Raw genomic sequence first — 18,011 nt, forward strand, 5'->3', positions numbered from 1 at the left:
GCTTGTCCGGATCGGCCTGCCGATCCACGGCAAAAATGCCGGCGGCGTTGGTCGCGCGGGCTTCAGGATAAATATTGGGCACCGGTGTGCGCGCCGGATCATCCCACAATATGGTTACGATTCGCTGTATATGGTCGTCAACCTATGCTATATGTAGCCAACTGATATGACAAGTGGCTGACGAAGGACCGAGATTGACGGGCAGGAACGCGGAAGACAGCAGCGGTTCGCTGACCGACAGGCTGTTCGCCACGCTGGAGGCGGGTATCAGATCCGGCCGCTATCTCCCCGGCTGCAAGCTCCCCAGCCAGAAGGATATCGCCGAGGACGCCGGCGTCAGCCGCACGGTGGTGCGTGAGGCAGTGGCGCGGCTGGCGGCGAAGGGCGTGCTCGTCTCCCGCCAGGGATCGGGTGTGTTCGTGGAGGAGGTGCCCGATTTCCGCGCCTTCCAGATCGCGCCGGATGAATTGCAGGAACTTGCCGACGTCATCCGGCTGCTCGAGATCAGGCTCGCGGTAGAGACCGAGATGGCCGGCCTCGCCGCCGCGCGCCGCACCACCGCGGACATCACCGCGATGAAGACCGCGCTCGACGACATGGCCGCGTTCCGCTCCGACCCCGCCGCCGCCGCGGAAGCCGATGCCCGTTTCCACGCGGCGATCGCGCGCGCGACGCAGAATGATTATTTCCCGCGCATGATCGATTTCATCGGCGTGCGCCTCGTCCCGCGCCGGACGCTGCTGCTGCGCGGCCATTCCGCGGACGAACAGGATGCCTATGCGGAAAAGGTGCTGCGCGAGCATGAGGCGATCTTCGACGCGATCGTCCGCATGGAAAGCGCCGCCGCCCGCAACGCCGCCCGCCAGCACATGCAGGAAAGCCTGACGCGCCACCAGATGCTGGCGCGCTGAGCGGCGCTCCCCCAAGGGAAGGAGCGCCGCCCATGCCCGCCCGCGTTGGCGGACTTACAACCCGTACTGACGCCGCAGGATATCCGCCGCACGCTCGCCCACGATCGTGCAGGGTGCCTGGGTATTGCCGGTCGGCACCTTCGGCAGGATCGAACCATCCGCCACGCGCAAGCGCCCGACACCGTGGACGGCAAGCGAGGCATCGACCACCGCCATGTCGTCCAGCCCCATCCGCGCGGTGCCGCACTGGTGCCAGTAGGTGACGGCCGCATCGCGGATGAAGGCGTCGTCGAGATCGTTGCCGTCCCCCGGAATCGCCTCACGGCTGACGAAGGGATCGAACGCCGCCTGATTGCCCAGGTCGCGGCAGAGCTTCACGCAGGCCCGCGCCGCCTCCATGTCGCGCGGATCGGACATCATGTTGGCATCGACCACCGGTGCCATGGCCGGGTCCGCCGATTGCAGCCGCACCTGCCCGCGGCTGTGCGGATGCGCGAGCCCCGCGAACATCGTCCAGCCATGCTCGGGGACACCGCAGGCGGCGGTGCGTTCGCTCGGCACGGGGAACTCGACCTGGCAGAACAGCAGGTCCGGCGCCTCCAGATCGGGCCGGCTCTTCCAGTACAAGGTCGCCTCGCTGCCGCTGTTGCGGGGCGCGATCGGCGCGCGATATTCCCAGGTGAGGCCGAACGAGACATGATCCTGCAGGTTCCGGCCGACGCCCGGCAGATGGCGCACGAGCGGGATTCCCAGCCGGTCGAGTTCGCCGCGGTCGCCGATGCCGGAGAGCATGAGCAGCTTCGGCGTATTGATCGCACCGGTCGAGATGATGACCTCGGTACCTGCGGTGATCGCCCGGATCCGGCCCGCCAGCTCGATTTCCACGCCCGATGCCTGCGTGCCGTCGAACAGGATCCGGCGGACCAGCGTGTCGGTCAGGATGGTCAGGTTCGGACGGTCGGCGACGGGGTGGACATAGGCGCGGTACAGCGAGTGGCGCCGGCCGTCGCGCACCAGCATGTCGGTGTAGGCGGCCCCTCCCCCGCTCTCCATCATCCGCCCGTTGGGGCTGTCGAAGGTCGGAATGCCAAGCGCGCTGGCGGCGTCCAGCAGGCCGCCGGCGATCGGGCTCGGATCGTTGGCCGGCTGGACCCACACCGGCCCCGCGGTGCCGCGATAGTCGGGGTCGGGTTTGCCCTGCCAGTTCTCGATGCGGCGATAGATGCCGAGCACGGCATCATAGCCCCAGCCATCGTCGCCGGACACGGCAGCGAAATGGTCCCAGTCGCTGCGGTGGCCGCGCGCCCAGACCATGACGTTGACGCTGGACCCGCCGCCGAGCCCCTTGCCCATCGACATGGAGAGTGCCCGCCCGCCGAGATGCGGGTTCGGCTCGGCCGCGAAGCCCCAATCGCGCTCGCTGCCGAGGTTGAGCGGCCAGCGGCCGGGATCCATCACGACCTCGTCCTCGTCGCTGCCGCCGGCTTCGATCAGGAGCACGCTGCAGCCGGGGTTTTCGGCGAGGCGGCGTGCGATCACCGAACCCGCCGCGCCGGCGCCGCAGACGATGAAATCATAAGCGGTCTTGACGTCGGCCCGGCGCCGGGCCTGGTTCTCGCGCGCACGCCGATCGAAGTCGGCATCGCCGAAGGATGAATGAGACATGTTCTGAACCTTCTCTGGTAAGCGCGGCACGTCGCCGCTTGCGCGCCGGATCAGCGCGCTGTGGAGGACTGGCGGGCGGCTTCGTCGATCACGTCGGCGACGACCCTGGGCTGGGTCAGGAAGAGGGCATGGCTGGCTGAGACATTGGTCACCCTGGCGCCGATGCGCTTGGCCATGCCCTGCAGCATGCGCTGGTCGAAGGCCTTGTCCTCCGTGGCGATCACCGCCCAGCTCGGCTTGGTCCGCCACGCGGCGTTCTGCAGCTTGACGCCGAAGCTCGCCATGTTGATCGGCACCTGCGAGGCGTTCAGGAAGGCGGCATCGGCCGGCGTCGCGTCCGCCGCGAAGCCGGCGACGAACTTGTCCGGCTTGATGAAGCCGAAGCCGTCCTTGCCGGTTTCGATCACGAATTCGGGCGGCGTCTTATAGCCTTCATATTGCTGCGCGGTGGTCTCGCCGGCGTCGGGCGACAGCGCGGACACATAGACCAGCCCGCGGACCCGGGGGTGCACCCCCGCCTCGGTGATGATCGTCCCGCCCCAGCTGTGGCCGACGAGGATGGCGGGACCATCCTGCCGGTCGAGCGCACGCCGGGTCGCGGCGACATCGTCGGCGAAGGAGGTCAGCGGGTTCTGGACGACGGTCACATGATAACCGCGTGCGGTGAGTTCCTGATAGACGCCGCGCCATCCCGATCCGTCCGCGAAGGCGCCGTGAACCAGCACGACATTCTTCACGGCCGCGGTGGCCGCCGTCCCGGCGGGATTTTCATGCGATTGCGCCAGCGCCGGCTGCTGGACGCCGACAGTGGCAGCAGCAGCGGCGGCAACGAATGCAACGGTGCGGATCGTCTTGAACATGGAACCCTCCATTGATATTGCGGCAATTGTTATCGCGATATCCATATCGTCGATGTGGATCGGCTTGTCCAGATAAATTTATCGCGATATATGTTACGGCGGTAATGCGTAGGAGAATGAATTGATGTCAGATGCAGCGACGGTGCCGGTGCCGCTGGAAGACCAGCTCTGCTTCGCGATCTATTCCGCCGGGATCGCGATCCAGCGGGCCTACAAGCCGCTGCTCGACGGGCTCGGGCTGACCTATCCCCAGTACCTCGTGCTCAACGTGCTCTGGCGGCAGGATCTGCAGACCGTCGGCAGCATCGCCCAGCAACTCGCGCTCGAATCCAGCACGCTCACCCCGTTGCTCAAGCGCCTCGAGACCGCCGGCCTGGTCGCGCGCGCGCGCAATCCGGCGAACGAGCGGCAGGTCGTCGTTTCACTGACGCCATCGGGCGATGCGCTGCGCTTCCGCGCCGGCTGCCTTGGCAATACGTTGCTGGAGGCTTCGGGCGAGACGCCGGCCGCGCTCGCCGACCTCAACCGCGAGGTCACCCGCCTGCGCGATGCGGTCTATGACCATATCGGCGCATGGGCGGCGCCCGAGGCGGCCGGCTAGCGCTCAGGCGGTCGGCACGGTCCCGCCGTCGATGACATATTCGGTGCCGGTGATGCTGCCCCACGATCGGACGCCAGGAACGCGATCAGGCTGGCGACCTCCTCCGGGCGGGACGGCCGGCCGATCGAAATGCCGCCCAGCGAGTCCATGATGCGCTTGCCTTGCAAGCTGAGAAACGGGGTCATGCCACGATCTCCAGACCCGCGATCTTCCCGCCATCCAGCGTGAAGCCGTAGCGCAGATCGACAGGACTGCCGGGGAAGTCGCCGGCGACATGGCCGGTCACGACCGTCCGGTCGCCCTCCATCGCGATGGCAACCGGCTCGACGGTGTAGCTGTATTTCTGCGAGGATGCCGTCTTCCACTGCCGGATCGCGTCCCTTCCGGAATAAGCGTGTCCCTCATCCCGGACGATGGCTTCGTCGGAAAAGCATCGTGCAACGCCATCCGCATCCTTCGCTGCGTCAGCGGCAAAATAATCGGCAATGGGCTTCGGTAGCGCGATCGCCATCTTCGTCTCCTTCGGTCGGCCGATGCACGGCAGCGCGGCTGTCGCGGTGCGGCTGCATCCTTGTCTTCGATGCCGATTTAGCGACGGGCCCGCCCCAAGATAATCGGGACGATATGGGATGTGATGTTACGAAAGGCGGGACAATGGGCCGCCATAGCCTGATCGAGCGGATTCGGTGCTCGCTCGACACCTTCGAAGGGCCCTGTGGGTGGAACAGAGGCACGAAGCACCGAACAGAATCGCACGCGCTACGTTCTTTTTCTCGAGAGCAACAAACCCACACCGAAGGAAGCGGTATGAAAGCGGCGATTTACGACAAGGCGGGCGGCCCCGACGTGCTCAGATATGCGGATGTGCCCGATCCGGTATGCGCCGACGACGGTCTCGTCATCCAGGTCAAGGCGGTGTCGATCGAGGGCGGTGACACGATCAACAGGGCCACGCAGGAGCCACCCCATCCCGCCTATGTCATGGGTTACGCGGCTGCCGGAGAGGTTGTCGAGGTCGGGCGCAATGTTCTCGGCTTCTCCATCGGTCAACCTGTCACGACGATGGGAATGGACGGCTCGCACGCCGAATTGCGCTCAGTATCGGCGAAGACGAGTTGGGCAGTACCTGATGGGCTCGATTACGGCGCGGCTGCCGCAATCCCGATCGCCTTCGGCACGCTCACCAGTGCCTGCACGCGGCTGGGCGGCTCCGGGAAAGCGAGACGGTGCTCGTTCAGGGCGGCGCGGGCGGCGTGGGCATTGCGCTGATCCAGCTGGCCAAGCTGGCTGGCGCACGCGTCATCGCTACCGTGTCGGGTCGGGAGCGGGCGGACCGACTGCTGCGGCTGGGCCTTGATGCCGCGATCGACCATCGGGCCGAGAACGTCGCGGACGCTGTCCGCCGGTTGACGGATGGAGCCGGTGCCGACCTGGTCGTCGACCCCGTCGGCGGACATACACTCCCAGCTTCCCTTGCGTCGCTGAAGCCGCATGGGCGGCTCGTATTTGTCGGCAACGCTGGTGGCGGTGAACTGACACTGGATCTGTGGCCCGCGATGATGGCCAACCTGTCCCTGACCGGCGTGTTCATGGGGGCCGAGTTCGACAAGGAAACGGTTTACCAGAACGTAGCCGGGTTGCTCGCGCAAGCCGCGCGCGGCGAAATCGACGTCGTAATCGATAGGCGCTTCGCGCTCGCCGAAGCGGCCCAAGCGCACCGGTATATTGCCGAGAATCAAGGGTTCGGTCGGGTTCTACTGATTGCCTGACGGCTCTATTCGCTGCAGCATCGACGTCATGTCCCTGGATAAGTTCTTTGCGAGATCGAGACCTGTCGTCGTTTCGCTCGCTGGCTGGATCACGGGCGGAATCACGGAGTTCACGCAGCAGAAGATGCGCAAGGGGGCGTGATGAAAGACGTCGCCGTGCCGATGCACCCGTTCTGGCTGGCCGAGTTGCAGGAGCGGATCCGCGCGCTGATGGACAAGGATGCGGTGCGCGAGGTCGGCTCGATCCTTGGCGTGTCGCCTGAGATTGTGCGCCATTACGGCAAGCGTGCGGGCGCTGATGATCGCGAAAGCGCCGCAGCCCACCGGGGGCAAAATCACCCCGATCGCAGGGCTAAAAGCTTCGAAGCGATGCCACCGAAAACCGCAGCATCCTGCGCGTGGTGACCCCTACGGGAATCGAACCCGTGTTTCAGCCGTGAAAGGGCCGCGTCCTAACCGCTAGACGAAGGGGCCGCTCGGTGCGGGCCGTCCGCTTAGGAGCTTGCGACGATACGGTCAAGGGGGCGATTCAATCAATCCGCCCAGGCGGCATCGTCGAGGTGGAGTTCGGCCGCCGGGCGCGCCGCCCAGTCGTCGATGCGGGCGCGGCCGGCCAGCCAGAGGCGGCGATGCGGCCCCGCGCCGAGCAGCGCCTGCCCCAGCGCGGTCTCCGCGGCGCGGAACGCCACCGTCTTGAGCGAACGACCGTCGTCGCCCGCCACCACCGCGCGGACATGGCCGGTGCCGACGATATCGGCCCGCACGACGCGCACCGGGCCGGTGGCGACGCGCGGTGCCGGCCAGCCGACGCCATAGGGCCCGCCCGCCTCCAGCGCCTCGACGATCGCCGGCGTCACCCCGCCGGGCGCCAGCACCGCATCGAACAGCAGCGCGCGTTCGCCCTGCGCACGGGTGACGTCCGCCGCCAGCCTCTCTTCCAGGAAATCGGCGAGCGCATCGATGCCGCCACCATGCACCGTGAGCCCCGCCGCCATCGCATGGCCGCCGCCCGCGGCGAGCAGGCCCATATCCTTCGCGGCGAGCACCGCGGCGCCGAGATCGACGCCGCCGATCGACCGGCCCGAGCCCTTGCCGACGCCCGCCTCGTCGAGCGCGATGACGATCGCGGGGCGGCCGAGCTTCTCCTTGAGGCGCCCGGCGACGATGCCGATCACGCCGGGGTGCCACCCCTGCCCCGCGACCACCGCCACCGCGCGATTGCCCTGGCGGACAGCGGCCTCCTCGGCCTCCACCTGCACCGCCGACTCGATCGCGCGGCGTTCCTCATTGAGGCGGTTGAGCTCGAGCGCGATGGCGCGGGCCTCGTCCGGATCCTCGGTGGTCAGCAGGCGCACGCCGAGGTCGGACTTGCCGACGCGGCCGCCGGCATTGATGCGCGGCCCCAACGCGAAGCCGAGATCGGTCGCGGTCGGCGCGCGTTCCAGCCGCGCCGCCTCGATCAGCGCCGTCAGGCCGACGTTGCGCCGCTGCGCCATCACCTTGAGGCCCTGCGCGACGAACGCGCGGTTGAGCCCGCGGAGCTGCGCGACATCGGCCACCGTGCCCAGCGCGACGATATCGAGCAGGTCGAGCAGCCGCGGTTCGGCACGCCCGGCGAAGAACCCCCGTGCGCGCAATGTCCGCAGCAGCGCGGCACCGAGCAGGAAGGCGACGCCGACCGCGGCGAGATGGCCGTGCGCGCGCCCCTCATCCTCGTCCAGCCGGTTGGGATTGACCAAAGCGAGCGCCACCGGCAGCGCGGTGGCGCATTTGTGATGGTCCACCACGATCACGTCGACGCCCACGTCGCGCGCCATCTCCAGCGCCTCGAACGCCTGCGCGCCGCAATCGACCGTCACGATCAGCCGCGCGCCGCCTTTGGCGATGCGCACCAGCGCCTCGCCCGAGGGGCCGTAGCCTTCCATCAGCCGGTCCGGGATATAAGCGCGCGGATCGAGCCCCAGGTCGCGCAGCAGCCGGATCAGCAGCGCCGCGGACGTCGCGCCGTCGACGTCGTAATCGCCGAACACCGTCACCGGCTCACCGGCGATCACCGCGTCGGCGAGCCGCCCGGCGGCACGGTCCATGTCGCGGAAGATCGAGGGGTCGGGCATGAAGGCACGGATGCTGGGCGTACGGTGCGCCTCCAGCGCATCGGGGGGACAGCCGCGCGCGAGCAGCAACTGGGTGACGAGATCGTCGCTGCCCATCGCATCCTCGCGCGCGTCCGCGGCGCGCGCGCGCCAGCGCCAGGGCTGGCCGAGGATGGAATGGGCGATGTTGAGCACGGACGTCATGGTCGCGCGCTCATGCCACGCCGGGACCTCCGGCGGAAGCGTTATGCCTCAATAGCCCGAGCGCACGCAGAGCACATCGACGACATGGTTGCGCCGGGCAACCGTGCGCAGCGCCGCGTTGCGCGAGCCGTTCCAACCGGCGCTGCGGCAGAACGCATCCGCCGTCTGCTTCGCGCACGCTGCCGTGCCCGTCCGGCACTCCAGCGCCACGCCGCCGCGACGCGGATTGGGGAAGAACTCCGCCGCCATCCCGCGCAGTGACTGGCCCCCGGTGCCACCACCAACGCCACCGCCGCCGGGTGGTCGCGGCGGCGCGACGTCGTAGACCGGCCGTATCGAAAGGATGCGCCGATAGGATTCGGCGATCACCGGCACGTCTCGCATCAATATGTCGCAGCGGCCGGTGAAGGACGGGCCGGTGCAGATCTGCCATCGGCCGGTCTGCACCCGGATCGACTGCACCGGCCAGGTGACGCCGAGATTGGCCTCCGCCCGCTGCACCGAAACCGCGGGCCCCGCGAAATTGCGCTCGCGATAGAGCGTCGCCTGATGCCGTCCGCTCCATCCGGGCGGCGGCCGGAAGCGGGCATCCTGATCCTGCGCCGATCCCGGCGCCGGCAGGCCGGAGAGCAGGGCGACAGTGATGATCGTCCGCCGAAACATGGCTTGCTCCTTTTCGTGCATCCGCTCGCCGCGCCGGCGGCGCCTCAGACCACGCCGTAGGCCAGCATCGCATCCGCCACCTTCTTGAACCCGGCGATGTTCGCGCCCTTCACATAGTCGACATAATCGTCGCTCTCGCGGCCATAGCGCAGGCAGCTTTCATGGATGCCGGCCATGATATCGAGCAGCAGCTGCTGCAGCTCGGCTTCCTTCCACTGCCGCCGTTCCGAATTCTGGCTCATCTCCAGCCCCGAAACGGCGACACCGCCGGCATTGGCCGCCTTGCCCGGCGCGTAGAGGATGCGCGCGTCCTTGAACACGTGCACGCCCTCCAGATCGGTCGGCATGTTGGCGCCTTCGGAGACCGCGAAGCAGCCATTCTTCACCAGCGTGCGCGCGTCCTCGGCCAGCAGTTCGTTCTGGGTGGCGCAGGGCAGCGCGACGTCGCACGGCACGCCCCACGGCGTCTTGCCCTCGTGGAAACTGGCGCCGGGATATTGCTTCACATAGTCGGACAGGCGGCCGCGGGTGTGCGTCTTGTGGTGCTTCACCCAGTTGATCTTCTCCAGACCGATGCCGTCGGGATCATGGACGAAGCCGCCGCTGTCGCTGAGCGTCACCACCTTGCCGCCGAGTTGCGTCACCTTCTCCGCCGCGTGGGTGGCAACATTGCCGGAGCCGGAGATCACCGCGACAAGCCCCGCCAGATCGCGGTTGCGCGTCGTCAGCATGTTCTGGAGGAAATAGGTGGCGCCATAGCCGGTCGCCTCGGGCCGGATCAGCGAGCCTCCGAATTCCAGCCCCTTGCCGGTCAGCACGCCGGTGAACTGGTTGGTGATCCGCTTGTACTGGCCGAACATATAGCCGATCTCGCGCGCACCGACGCCGATATCGCCGGCGGGCACGTCCACGTCCGCGCCGACATGGCGATACAGCTCGGTCATGAAGCTCTGGCAGAAGCGCATGACCTCGCGGTCGCTCTTGCCCTTGGGGTTGAAATTCGCGCCGCCCTTGCCGCCGCCCATCGGCAGGCCGGTCAGCGCATTCTTGAAGGTCTGCTCGAACGCCAGGAATTTGAGGACGCTCTCGGTGACCGAGGGATGGAAGCGGATGCCGCCCTTGTAGGGCCCGATCGCGTTGTTGTTCTGCACGCGCCAGCCGCGCTGCACGCGGACATTGCCGGCATCATCTTCCCAGCAGACGCGGAACGAGATGATCCGATCCGGCTCGGCGATGCGCCGCAGGATCTGCTGCGAGTGATAGGCTTCCTTGTCCTCGATGAACTCGAAGATGTCCTCGGCCACCTCCTGCACCGCCTGGACGAACTCGTCCTGCCCCGGATTGCGCTTCTTGACGCCTTCGATGAACGTCGGAAGATCGACGTGGTCGGTTACCGCCATTGTTCAGGTCCCTCTCCGCACTCTTATCGCAACGAGCGACCCAGCCCCGGCCTTCCTTGAGTCGGGGCCGTTATGCTGCGCCACCCTTAGCACAATCGGGTGCAGCACAAGCCTGTCACGCGGGGCTATTGCGCGGGCGTCTCGGCGAAGCGCCTGAGACCATCGAGTTGCTGCACCAGCACGCCATCCACCGCCGGGGCGAGCGCTGCGACGTCGCCGTCGATCGCACCGCCGACGATGTAGCGCAACGTCACCTCGGTGCCACCATCCCGCGGCTTGAGCGCGATATGGAGGTTGCCGGAGACCGCCATCGCCTGCAACGGCCCGAGCGCGCCGAAGAGGCGCAGCTCGCTGCCCGGCCGCGCGAGCATCACCCGGCCATGCTCGACGCTGCCCTTCACGTCGGGCAGCAGCTCGCAGAAGCAGCCGCCGGCCTGCGCGCTCAGATACAGGTTCTTCGCGTCGCCCGACCATGTGTGGTCGCCCGACCACCAGCGGTTGGGCTTGATCAGAGCCTCCCACACGATTTCGGGCGGTGCCGCGATCTGCACGGTGCTGGCGGTCTCGAACCGCCCGGCGTCCTGCGAGACGACCTCGGCGTGCAGCGGTGCGGCACAGGCCAGTGCCGCGACACAGGCTGAAACGATGCGCATGGCGAGTCCCTCCCGGTCCGCATCACAGCAGATGATAAGGGGGCTGACCAGCCGGGGGAAGCGCAATGCATTCTCCTTCCCGAACGCAGCCGGGGAGGAGAAACGCTCACATCACGCCGAGGCGAGCACGTCCTCGATCGCGCGGCTGACCTCCTCGATATCGGCCATGCCGTCGACCCGCGTCACGATGCCGCGGGCTTCGTAGATCGGCAGGATCGGGGCGGTCTTGCCACGATATTCCGCCATGCGCGTGCGCACGGTCTGGGCATTGTCGTCGGGACGGCGCTTGAACTCATGGCCGCCGCAGCAGTCGCAGGTGTTCTCGACCTTCGGCTGCTTGAACAGATCATGATAGCCCTCCCCGCAGGTGGCGCAGGTGAAGCGGCCGGTGATGCGCTCGACCAGCGCATCCTCGTCCACGCCCAACTCGATGACATGATCGAGCGTGCGGCCACGCTCGGCCAGGATCAGGTCGAGCGATTCGGCCTGCGCCGCGGTGCGCGGATAACCGTCGAAGATGGCGCCCTTTTCCGCGCCCATCTCGTCGAGCTTGTCGCCGATCAGCGCCGAGACGATCTCGTCCGACACCAGTTCGCCGGCATCCATCACCGCCTTCGCCTTGAGACCCACCGGCGTTCCCGCCTTGACCGCGGCGCGGAGCATGTCCCCGGTCGAGAGCTGGACCATGCCATGCTCCTCGACCAGCCGGCTCGCCTGGGTGCCCTTGCCCGCCCCCGGGGGCCCCAGCAGAATGATGTTCATCAGTGCGCGATCCTTCCCCTTTGCGCCGCTGACCGCGTCAGCGGTTCTTTCCGCCCTTGAGCTTCGCCTTCTTGATAAGGTCGCCATACTGATGCGCAAGCAGGTGGCTCTGGATCTGCGTCACGGTGTCCATCGTCACGTTGACGACGATCAGCAGGCTGGTGCCGCCCAGATAGAAGGGGACGCCCATGCTCGCGACCAGATATTCGGGCACGAGGCACAGCGCGGTCAGATAGGCGGCGCCGATCACGGTGATCCGCGTCAGCACATAATCGAGATATTTCTCGGTGCTCTTGCCCGGGCGGATGCCGGGGATGAACCCGCCATAGCGCTTCAGATTGTCGGCCGTCTCTTCCGGATTGAACACCACTGCGGTGTAGAAGAAGCAGAAGAAGATGATGCCCGCGCCATAGAGCAGCATGTAGAGCGGCTGGCCGTGCGCGATGTTGATGTTCAGCCAGCCCATGATCTGGCCCCACACCGTCGATTCGTCGAACTTGTTGCCCGCGAACTGGGAGATGGTGAGCGGCATCAGCAGCAGCGACGAGGCGAAGATCGGCGGGATGACGCCCGCGGTATTGATCTTCAGCGGCAGGTGGCTGCGATCGCCCTGCATCATGCCGCGCGCGGTCTGGCGCTTGGGATACTGGATCAGCACCCGGCGCTGCGCGCGCTCCATGAAGCAGATGAACGCGATCAGGCCCAGCGCCAGCACGACGATCGCCGCGATCACCGGCGCCGAGAGCGAACCGGTGCGGCCGCCCTCGAACAGGTTGGCAAGCGTCGTCGGCAGCTGCGCGACGATGCCGGCCATGATGATCAGCGAAACGCCGTTGCCGATGCCGCGGCTGGTGATCTGCTCACCCAGCCACATCAGGAACATCGTGCCGCCGAGTAGCGAGATCACCGCGACGATGCGGAACAGCAGGCCCGGATCGACCACCGCGGACATGCCCTGCCCCGCACCCCAGGTCTCAAGGCCGATGGCGATGAAATAGCCCTGGATGATCGTGAGGCCGACGGTGCCGTAGCGGGTATACTGGTTGAGCTTCTTGCGCCCGGCCTCACCCTCCTTCTTGATCGCGGCCAGCGTCGGCGAGAGCGTGCTCGCGAGCTGAACGACGATCGAGGCGGTGATGTAGGGCATCACGCCGAGCGCGATAAGGCTCATGCGCTCGAGGCTGCCGCCCGAGAAGGTGTTGAAGAAATCCAGCACGCCGCCACGGGTCGTGTTGAACAGCGACGCCAGCGCGCGCGGATCGATGCCGGGGATCGGCACGAAGCTCAGCAGGCGGAAGACGATGAGCGCGCCGATGGTGAACCAGATGCGCTTCTTGAGTTCGGTTGCCTGACCGAACTTGGCGAGACTGAGGTTGCTCGCGAAGTTGTCGGCTGCGGATGCCATGTCTACGATCCCGGAAAAACAGAGGCGGCGGGAATGCGCATCACGCGCCCCCGCCGCCCCATATAATGCCTCAACCGCGCTTGTCTAACCGCGCGGGGACAAAAGCGGCACGCCGATAAACGGCGTCAGGCCTTGGCGGCCTTGCGCGCCGCGATCGCACTGCCCTTCTTGGCCTTGGCCTTGTCGGCGGCCGGAACCACCTCGATCAGTTCGACCGAACCGCCGGCCTTCTCGATCGCCTCGCGGGCGCCCTTCGAAATGCCGGCGACCTTCAGGCTCAGCTTGGCCGAGAACGCGCCCTTGCCGAGAACGCGAACGCCGTCCTTGCCGCCACGGGCGACGCCGGCCGCCTTCAGCGCGGCATGGTCGATCGTGCCGTCGGTCGCGAGCGTGCCGGCATCGATAAGCTTCTGGATCGCGCCCAGGTTCACCTCGGCATAATCCTTGGCGAAGATGTTGTTGAAGCCACGCTTCGGCAGGCGCATGTGGAGCGGCATCTGGCCGCCCTCGAAGCCCTTGATCGAAACGCCTTCACGGCTCTTCTGACCCTTCTGGCCGCGGCCGGCGGTCTTGCCGACGCCCGAGCCGATGCCGCGGCCGACGCGAACGCGGCTCTTGCGGGCACCCTGGTTGTCGCTGATCTCGTTGAGTTTCATAGTCTGCACTCGCTTTCGCTTTTGACGCGCTGAAAGAATCATCCCCGGCCCCGGTCGGGCGCGGGAAAAATGGGCCCTTAGGCCCGACAGGGAGAGGGGGCAATGGCGAATCTACGCCATGCCCCCTCTCCCTGGCCGCCTTGCGGCCGCCCCGCCCCCCGAGGGAGGAGGGATGTTCGTCACATCAGTCGAGGACTTCGACCATGTGCTGCACCTTGCGGATCATGCCGCGAACTTCAGGGGTATCCTGCAGTTCCGACACGCGGTGCATCTTGTTGAGGCCCAGGCCGATCAGCGTCGCGCGCTGATCCTGGGTACGGCGGATGGGCGAACCCGTCTGCTTGATCTTGATGGTTGCCATCGAACTTACTCCGTGACCGCTTCGGCCTCGGCCTGGGCAGCGGCCTTGTCGGCACCACCACGACCGAGCAGATCGGCGATCTTCTTGCCGCGGCGCTGCGCGACGGCCTTGGGCGAGGTCTGCTCGCCCAGCGCCTCGAAGGTCGCCCGGATCATGTTGTAGGGGTTCGAGGTGCCGACCGACTTGGTCACAACGTCGGCAACGCCGAGGCTCTCGAACACCGCACGCATCGGACCGCCGGCGATGATGCCGGTGCCCTGCGGGGCGGAACGGACGGTCACGCGGCCGGCGCCGAAATGGCCCTTGCCGTCGTGGTGAAGCGTCCGGCCCTCGCGCAGCGGCACGCGGACCATCTTCTTCTTCGCCGACGCGGTCGCCTTCGAAATGGCTTCCGGCACCTCACGCGCCTTGCCATGACCGAAGCCGACACGGCCCTTGCCGTCACCCACGACGACCAGCGCCGCGAAGCCGAAGCGCTTGCCGCCCTTCACCGTCTTCGAGACACGGTTGATGTGGACGAGCTTTTCGATCAGCTCCTCGCCCTGGTCCTCGTTGTTGCCGCGACGATCGTCGCGGCGACCACGGTTACCGTCACGGCCACGGCCGCCACGATCGCCGCCGGGGCCACGGCCACGACCGCCACGCGGACCGCGGTTCTCGCGCGGGGCGTCGGCGGGCGCTGCGGCTGCCTCCGGAGCGGCCGCGACCTGATTTTCGGTTTGCTCAGCCATGTTAGAACTCCAATCCGCCTTCACGCGCGGCATCCGCCAGCGCCTTCACGCGACCATGAAACAGGAAGCCGCCGCGGTCGAACACGACCTTGGTGACGCCGGCTGCCTTCGCCTTCTCGGCGACGCGCTTGCCCACATCGGCAGCAGCCGAGAGGTTCGCGCCGCTCTGGCCACGGACGTCCTTCTCGAGCGTCGAAGCCGAGGCCACGGTGTGGCCGGCCGCGTCGTCGATGACCTGCGCGTAGATATGACGACCCGAGCGGTGGATCGACAGGCGGGCACGCGTGCCCGAACGCGCGCGGAGCGCGGTACGGACGCGCTGGCGGCGCTTCGCGAAGAGAGAGAGCTTTGCCATCTTACTTCTTCTTTCCTTCCTTGCGGAAGATGAACTCGCCGCGATACTTGATGCCCTTGCCCTTATAGGGTTCCGGCTTCCGCCAGCGGCGGATCTCGGCGGCGACCTGGCCGACCTTCTGCTTGTCGATGCCCGTGATCTCGACCGTGGTCTGATCCGGGGTCTTGATCTCGATGCCTTCCGGCACCGCGAAATCGACATCGTGGCTGTAGCCGAGTTGCAGCTTCAGGTTCTTGCCCTGCGAGTTGGCGCGGTAGCCGACGCCGGTGATCACGAGGGTCTTCGAAAAGCCCTCGGTCACGCCGGTCACCAGGTTCTGCACCAGCGTACGCTGCATGCCCCAGAAGGCGCGTGCCCGCTTGGTCTCGTTGGCCGGCTGGACGGCGATCTGGCCGTCCTGCACTTCATAGCTGACGTCGTCGGCCAGCGGCATGCTCAGCGTGCCCTTGGGGCCCTTCACCGAAAGCTTGCCCTGGTCGATCGTCGCGGTGACACCTGCCGGTACCGGAACCGGCTTCTTACCGATGCGGCTCATCAGAAGACCTCCGCGAGGATCTCGCCACCGACGTTCTGATCGCGCGCTTCCGCGTCCGACAGAACGCCACGCGGCGTCGAGACGATGGTGATGCCCAGGCCGTTGCGAATGCGCGGCAGCTCCTTGGAGCCCGAATAGACGCGGCGGCCCGGCTTCGAGACGCGCGCGACGTGCTTGATCGCCGGCTGGCCCTCGAAATATTTCAGCTCGATGCGCAGGCCGCTGTGGCCGGCAACCAGCTCCTCGGAATAGCCGCGGATATAGCCTTCGCGCTTCAGCACGTCGAGCACGCGGGCGCGCAGCTTCGACGCCGGAGAGATCACGCTGTCCTTGCGCGCGCGCTGGCCGTTGCGGATGCGGGTGAGCAGATCACCCAAGGGATCGGTCAATGCCATTATCGATTCCTCACCAGCTCGACTTCGTGACGCCCGGGATCAGGCCCTTGTTGGCCAGCTCCCGCAGCTGCACGCGGCAGAGACGGAATTTACGGTAGTAAGCGCGGGGACGACCGGTCACCTCGCAACGGTTGCGGATACGCGTCGGATTGCCGTTGCGCGGGATCTCCGCCATCTTCAGGCGCGCGATCAGGCGCTCGGTCTCGTCCAGAGACTCGTCGTTCGCGACCGCCTTGAGGCGCGCGTAACGGCCCGCATAGCGCTTCACCAGCTGCTTGCGCTTCTCGTTCTTGTTGATCGAACTCAGTTTCGCCATGACTTAAGTTCTCTTCCTTATCTTGCCATGAGCCGCATGAGGGCTCAGGCCGCCTTCTTCTCGGCGGCGGCCTGGTCCTGCGGGAACGGGAAGCCGAACAGACGGAGCAGCTCGCGCGCTTCCTCGTCGGTCTTCGCCGTGGTGGTGACGATCACGTCCATGCCCCGGACCTTGTCGATCTGGTCATAGTTGATCTCGGGGAACACGATCTGCTCCTTGAGGCCCATGGCATAGTTGCCACGGCCGTCGAAGCTCTTCGGGTTAAGCCCGCGGAAGTCGCGAACGCGCGGCAGCGCGATCGTGATCAGGCGATCGAGGAACTCGTACATGCGCTCGCGACGAAGGGTGACCTTCGCGCCGATCGGCATGCCCTCACGCAGCTTGAACTGCGCGATCGACTTCTTCGCGCGCGTCACGACAGGCTTCTGGCCGGCGATCCGCTGCATTTCCTGCGCGGCGGTCTCGACCTTCTTCTTGTCCTGCGTCGCTTCGCCCACGCCCATGTTGAGCACGATCTTCTCGATCTTGGGCACCTGCATGTGGTTTGCATAGCCGAACTTCTCGGTCATCGCCTTGGCGATGCTCTCGTCGTACAGCTTGCGCATGCGGGGCGTATAGGTGTCAGCCATTGATGGCCTCCCCGGACTTGACGGCGACGCGAACCTTCTTGCCGTCCTGGATCTCGAAACGGACGCGCGTGGGCTTGCCCGGGTTCTTCGGGTCCTCGAGCGCGACCTTGCTGATCGCCATCGGCGCCGGCAGACGGTCGATGCCGCCCTGCGGGTTGCCCTGGCTCGGCTTGCGGTGGCGGGCGGCGACATTGACGCCGTCCACGAGCACCTTGCCGTCCTTCGGAAGCACCTTCAGCACTTCACCCGAGCGGCCCTTGTCCTTGCCGGACAAGACGACGACCTTGTCGCCCTTCTTGATCTTGGCAGCGGACATTACAGCACCTCCGGCGCGAGCGAGATGATCTTCATGTAGTTCTTCGCGCGCAGCTCGCGGACGACCGGCCCGAAGATACGGGTGCCGATCGGCTCCTCGTTCTTGTTGACCAGCACCGCGGCGTTGCCGTCGAAGCGGATGGTCGACCCATCGGGACGATGGATGTCCTTGGCGGTACGCACGATCACCGCACGGTGAACGTCGCCCTTCTTAACCTTGCCGCGCGGAGCCGCTTCCTTCACGCTGACGACGATCACGTCGCCAACGGTCGCGAAACGGCGCTTCGAGCCGCCCAGCACCTTGATGCACTGCACCCGCTTCGCGCCGCTGTTGTCGGCGACGTCGAGATTGGATTGCATCTGGATCATCGATCCGGTTCCTTCTCAATTGGCCTGCCGGGACCTGACGCCCGGTGGTTCCTGGTTTCCTCTTGGTCCCGCTTTCGCGAGGATCAGCCCTCGACCACGACCGGCGACTGGTGCGTATCGACGCGACCGATCACCTTCCAGGTCTTGAGCTTCGAGATCGGCGCCGTCTCTTCGATGCGAACGGTTTCGCCTTCGCGATAATCGTTCGCCTCGTCGTGGGCGTGATACTTCTTCGAACGGCGGATGATCTTGCCGTAGAGCGGGTGCTTGACCTTCCGCTCCACCTTCACAACCACCGTCTTGTCGGTCTTGTCCGACACGACCAGTCCGGTCAGCACGCGCTTCGGCATGGCTTCCCTATTC

Annotated in this window: 25 protein-coding genes and 1 tRNA gene; 5 read left to right on the top strand and 21 right to left on the bottom strand. The window is 66.6% G+C overall.

The window, feature by feature from the left end; all coding sequences use genetic code 11:
• Positions 1-194 precede the first annotated feature (194 nt).
• A complete protein-coding gene (locus NX02_RS19460) occupies positions 195-911 on the top strand; it encodes a FadR/GntR family transcriptional regulator (protein ID WP_039996699.1) in 717 nt (238 codons plus the stop codon).
• A 54-nt stretch (positions 912-965) separates the two neighbouring features.
• Here the strand turns inward: NX02_RS19460 and NX02_RS19465 are convergent, their stop codons facing one another.
• Both NX02_RS19465 and NX02_RS19470 read right to left on the bottom strand, forming a co-directional pair.
• On the bottom strand, positions 966-2,576 hold the full coding sequence (locus NX02_RS19465) for a GMC family oxidoreductase (RefSeq protein WP_025293862.1): 1,611 nt from the start codon (positions 2,574-2,576) through the stop codon (positions 966-968).
• A gap of 50 nt (positions 2,577-2,626) precedes the next feature.
• Positions 2,627-3,436 carry an alpha/beta fold hydrolase gene (locus NX02_RS19470; protein WP_025293863.1) on the bottom strand — a complete coding sequence of 270 codons (810 nt, stop codon included), beginning with the start codon at positions 3,434-3,436 and terminating at the stop codon, positions 2,627-2,629.
• A 124-nt stretch (positions 3,437-3,560) separates the two neighbouring features.
• Here NX02_RS19470 and NX02_RS19475 point away from each other — a divergent pair, with 124 nt between their 5' ends.
• Complete coding sequence (locus NX02_RS19475; RefSeq protein ID WP_025293864.1) at positions 3,561-4,037, top strand: MarR family winged helix-turn-helix transcriptional regulator; 477 nt, start codon at positions 3,561-3,563, stop codon at positions 4,035-4,037.
• Positions 4,038-4,218: 181 nt separating this feature from the next.
• Here NX02_RS19475 and NX02_RS19480 read toward each other — a convergent pair whose 3' ends face one another.
• On the bottom strand, positions 4,219-4,548 hold the full coding sequence (locus NX02_RS19480) for a nuclear transport factor 2 family protein (RefSeq protein WP_025293865.1): 330 nt from the start codon (positions 4,546-4,548) through the stop codon (positions 4,219-4,221).
• 143 nt (positions 4,549-4,691) lie between these two features.
• Between NX02_RS19480 and NX02_RS33340 the strand changes: the two genes are divergently transcribed.
• The 3 genes from NX02_RS33340 to NX02_RS31705 all read left to right on the top strand — a co-directional run bounded on the left by NX02_RS33340 (position 4,692) and on the right by NX02_RS31705 (position 6,211).
• Entirely contained in the window at positions 4,692-5,306 is a 615-nt protein-coding gene (locus NX02_RS33340) for a quinone oxidoreductase family protein (RefSeq protein ID WP_211258234.1), read from the top strand.
• The gene (locus NX02_RS33345) at positions 5,264-5,806 is read left to right on the top strand and encodes a quinone oxidoreductase family protein (protein ID WP_211258235.1); all 543 of its coding nucleotides are present in this window, start codon (positions 5,264-5,266) and stop codon (positions 5,804-5,806) included. The genes NX02_RS33340 and NX02_RS33345 overlap by 43 nt, the downstream gene beginning before the upstream one ends.
• 141 nt (positions 5,807-5,947) lie before the next feature.
• The gene (locus tag NX02_RS31705) at positions 5,948-6,211 is read left to right on the top strand and encodes a hypothetical protein (RefSeq protein ID WP_025293866.1); all 264 of its coding nucleotides are present in this window, start codon (positions 5,948-5,950) and stop codon (positions 6,209-6,211) included.
• On the opposite strand, the gene NX02_RS19495 is transcribed toward NX02_RS31705, so the two are convergent.
• From NX02_RS19495 to rpsQ, 18 genes are all read right to left on the bottom strand, one after another.
• Positions 6,206-6,280: transfer RNA gene (locus tag NX02_RS19495), tRNA-Glu, on the bottom strand. The two genes, NX02_RS31705 and NX02_RS19495, sit on opposite strands and share 6 nt — an antisense overlap.
• Before the next feature lie 59 nt (positions 6,281-6,339).
• Positions 6,340-8,103, bottom strand: a complete 1,764-nt coding sequence (gene recJ / locus NX02_RS19500; RefSeq protein WP_025293867.1) for a single-stranded-DNA-specific exonuclease RecJ — start codon at positions 8,101-8,103, stop codon at positions 6,340-6,342.
• Between the two features lie 48 nt (positions 8,104-8,151).
• Positions 8,152-8,766, bottom strand: a complete 615-nt coding sequence (locus tag NX02_RS19505) for a beta/gamma crystallin-related protein (protein WP_025293868.1) — start codon at positions 8,764-8,766, stop codon at positions 8,152-8,154.
• Positions 8,767-8,810: 44 nt separating this feature from the next.
• Entirely contained in the window at positions 8,811-10,166 is a 1,356-nt protein-coding gene (gene gdhA / locus NX02_RS19510; RefSeq protein ID WP_025293869.1) for an NADP-specific glutamate dehydrogenase, read from the bottom strand.
• A gap of 125 nt (positions 10,167-10,291) precedes the next feature.
• Positions 10,292-10,819: an SRPBCC family protein gene (locus NX02_RS19515; RefSeq protein ID WP_025293870.1), complete on the bottom strand. Its 528-nt coding sequence runs from the start codon at positions 10,817-10,819 to the stop codon at positions 10,292-10,294.
• A gap of 111 nt (positions 10,820-10,930) precedes the next feature.
• Positions 10,931-11,581: an adenylate kinase gene (locus tag NX02_RS19520; protein ID WP_025293871.1), complete on the bottom strand. Its 651-nt coding sequence runs from the start codon at positions 11,579-11,581 to the stop codon at positions 10,931-10,933.
• 37 nt (positions 11,582-11,618) lie between these two features.
• Positions 11,619-12,986 (bottom strand): preprotein translocase subunit SecY, encoded by a 1,368-nt coding sequence (gene secY / locus NX02_RS19525; RefSeq protein WP_025293872.1) that lies wholly within the window; start codon positions 12,984-12,986, stop codon positions 11,619-11,621.
• A 125-nt stretch (positions 12,987-13,111) separates the two neighbouring features.
• Positions 13,112-13,642, bottom strand: a complete 531-nt coding sequence (gene rplO / locus NX02_RS19530) for a 50S ribosomal protein L15 (RefSeq protein WP_025293873.1) — start codon at positions 13,640-13,642, stop codon at positions 13,112-13,114.
• Between the two features lie 184 nt (positions 13,643-13,826).
• Positions 13,827-14,003: a 50S ribosomal protein L30 gene (gene rpmD / locus NX02_RS19535; protein WP_025293874.1), complete on the bottom strand. Its 177-nt coding sequence runs from the start codon at positions 14,001-14,003 to the stop codon at positions 13,827-13,829.
• A gap of 5 nt (positions 14,004-14,008) precedes the next feature.
• Positions 14,009-14,734, bottom strand: a complete 726-nt coding sequence (gene rpsE, locus NX02_RS19540; RefSeq protein WP_025293875.1) for a 30S ribosomal protein S5 — start codon at positions 14,732-14,734, stop codon at positions 14,009-14,011.
• A gap of 1 nt (position 14,735) precedes the next feature.
• A complete protein-coding gene (rplR, locus tag NX02_RS19545) occupies positions 14,736-15,089 on the bottom strand; it encodes a 50S ribosomal protein L18 (protein ID WP_025293876.1) in 354 nt (117 codons plus the stop codon).
• Between the two features lies 1 nt (position 15,090).
• Positions 15,091-15,624, bottom strand: coding sequence for a 50S ribosomal protein L6 (gene rplF, locus NX02_RS19550; protein WP_025293877.1), 534 nt, complete (start codon positions 15,622-15,624; stop codon positions 15,091-15,093).
• Entirely contained in the window at positions 15,624-16,019 is a 396-nt protein-coding gene (gene rpsH / locus NX02_RS19555) for a 30S ribosomal protein S8 (RefSeq protein WP_025293878.1), read from the bottom strand. Before rpsH ends, rplF begins: the two co-directional genes overlap by 1 nt.
• A 10-nt stretch (positions 16,020-16,029) precedes the next feature.
• Positions 16,030-16,335, bottom strand: coding sequence for a 30S ribosomal protein S14 (gene rpsN, locus NX02_RS19560; protein WP_025293879.1), 306 nt, complete (start codon positions 16,333-16,335; stop codon positions 16,030-16,032).
• A 44-nt stretch (positions 16,336-16,379) separates the two neighbouring features.
• The gene (rplE, locus tag NX02_RS19565) at positions 16,380-16,964 is read right to left on the bottom strand and encodes a 50S ribosomal protein L5 (RefSeq protein ID WP_039996701.1); all 585 of its coding nucleotides are present in this window, start codon (positions 16,962-16,964) and stop codon (positions 16,380-16,382) included.
• Positions 16,957-17,280, bottom strand: coding sequence for a 50S ribosomal protein L24 (gene rplX / locus NX02_RS19570; protein WP_025293881.1), 324 nt, complete (start codon positions 17,278-17,280; stop codon positions 16,957-16,959). The genes rplE and rplX overlap by 8 nt, the downstream gene beginning before the upstream one ends.
• The gene (gene rplN, locus NX02_RS19575) at positions 17,280-17,648 is read right to left on the bottom strand and encodes a 50S ribosomal protein L14 (RefSeq protein WP_025293882.1); all 369 of its coding nucleotides are present in this window, start codon (positions 17,646-17,648) and stop codon (positions 17,280-17,282) included. Before rplN ends, rplX begins: the two co-directional genes overlap by 1 nt.
• Positions 17,649-17,731: 83 nt before the next feature.
• Positions 17,732-17,998, bottom strand: a complete 267-nt coding sequence (gene rpsQ / locus NX02_RS19580) for a 30S ribosomal protein S17 (protein ID WP_025293883.1) — start codon at positions 17,996-17,998, stop codon at positions 17,732-17,734.
• Positions 17,999-18,011: the final 13 nt, after the last annotated feature.

It is taken from the genome of Sphingomonas sanxanigenens DSM 19645 = NX02, from assembly GCF_000512205.2.
GTDB classification, from domain to species: Bacteria; Pseudomonadota; Alphaproteobacteria; order Sphingomonadales; family Sphingomonadaceae; genus Sphingomonas_D; species Sphingomonas_D sanxanigenens.

Excerpts from the sequence above, each read along its gene's own strand:
- rpsQ (WP_025293883.1), bottom strand. The coding sequence starts at position 17,998 with ATGCCGAAGCGCGTGCTGACCGGACTGGTCGTGTCGGACAAGACCGAC.
- NX02_RS19505 (WP_025293868.1), bottom strand. The coding sequence starts at position 8,766 with ATGTTTCGGCGGACGATCATCACTGTCGCCCTGCTCTCCGGCCTGCCG.
- NX02_RS19465 (WP_025293862.1), bottom strand. The coding sequence starts at position 2,576 with ATGTCTCATTCATCCTTCGGCGATGCCGACTTCGATCGGCGTGCGCGC.
- NX02_RS19470 (WP_025293863.1), bottom strand. The coding sequence starts at position 3,436 with ATGTTCAAGACGATCCGCACCGTTGCATTCGTTGCCGCCGCTGCTGCT.
- rpmD (WP_025293874.1), bottom strand. The coding sequence starts at position 14,003 with ATGGCAACCATCAAGATCAAGCAGACGGGTTCGCCCATCCGCCGTACC.
- rplF (WP_025293877.1), bottom strand. The coding sequence starts at position 15,624 with ATGAGCCGCATCGGTAAGAAGCCGGTTCCGGTACCGGCAGGTGTCACC.
- rplN (WP_025293882.1), bottom strand. The coding sequence starts at position 17,648 with ATGATCCAGATGCAATCCAATCTCGACGTCGCCGACAACAGCGGCGCG.
- recJ (WP_025293867.1), bottom strand. The coding sequence starts at position 8,103 with ATGACGTCCGTGCTCAACATCGCCCATTCCATCCTCGGCCAGCCCTGG.
- NX02_RS19480 (WP_025293865.1), bottom strand. The coding sequence starts at position 4,548 with ATGGCGATCGCGCTACCGAAGCCCATTGCCGATTATTTTGCCGCTGAC.
- NX02_RS19520 (WP_025293871.1), bottom strand. The coding sequence starts at position 11,581 with ATGAACATCATTCTGCTGGGGCCCCCGGGGGCGGGCAAGGGCACCCAG.
- NX02_RS19515 (WP_025293870.1), bottom strand. The coding sequence starts at position 10,819 with ATGCGCATCGTTTCAGCCTGTGTCGCGGCACTGGCCTGTGCCGCACCG.
- rplE (WP_039996701.1), bottom strand. The coding sequence starts at position 16,964 with ATGGCTGACACCTATACGCCCCGCATGCGCAAGCTGTACGACGAGAGC.
- NX02_RS31705 (WP_025293866.1), top strand. The coding sequence starts at position 5,948 with ATGAAAGACGTCGCCGTGCCGATGCACCCGTTCTGGCTGGCCGAGTTG.
- NX02_RS33340 (WP_211258234.1), top strand. The coding sequence starts at position 4,692 with ATGGGCCGCCATAGCCTGATCGAGCGGATTCGGTGCTCGCTCGACACC.
- rpsN (WP_025293879.1), bottom strand. The coding sequence starts at position 16,335 with ATGGCGAAACTGAGTTCGATCAACAAGAACGAGAAGCGCAAGCAGCTG.
- rplX (WP_025293881.1), bottom strand. The coding sequence starts at position 17,280 with ATGTCCGCTGCCAAGATCAAGAAGGGCGACAAGGTCGTCGTCTTGTCC.
- rplR (WP_025293876.1), bottom strand. The coding sequence starts at position 15,089 with ATGGCAAAGCTCTCTCTCTTCGCGAAGCGCCGCCAGCGCGTCCGTACC.
- secY (WP_025293872.1), bottom strand. The coding sequence starts at position 12,986 with ATGGCATCCGCAGCCGACAACTTCGCGAGCAACCTCAGTCTCGCCAAG.
- rplO (WP_025293873.1), bottom strand. The coding sequence starts at position 13,642 with ATGAAACTCAACGAGATCAGCGACAACCAGGGTGCCCGCAAGAGCCGC.
- rpsH (WP_025293878.1), bottom strand. The coding sequence starts at position 16,019 with ATGGCATTGACCGATCCCTTGGGTGATCTGCTCACCCGCATCCGCAAC.
- NX02_RS19475 (WP_025293864.1), top strand. The coding sequence starts at position 3,561 with ATGTCAGATGCAGCGACGGTGCCGGTGCCGCTGGAAGACCAGCTCTGC.
- gdhA (WP_025293869.1), bottom strand. The coding sequence starts at position 10,166 with ATGGCGGTAACCGACCACGTCGATCTTCCGACGTTCATCGAAGGCGTC.
- rpsE (WP_025293875.1), bottom strand. The coding sequence starts at position 14,734 with ATGGCTGAGCAAACCGAAAATCAGGTCGCGGCCGCTCCGGAGGCAGCC.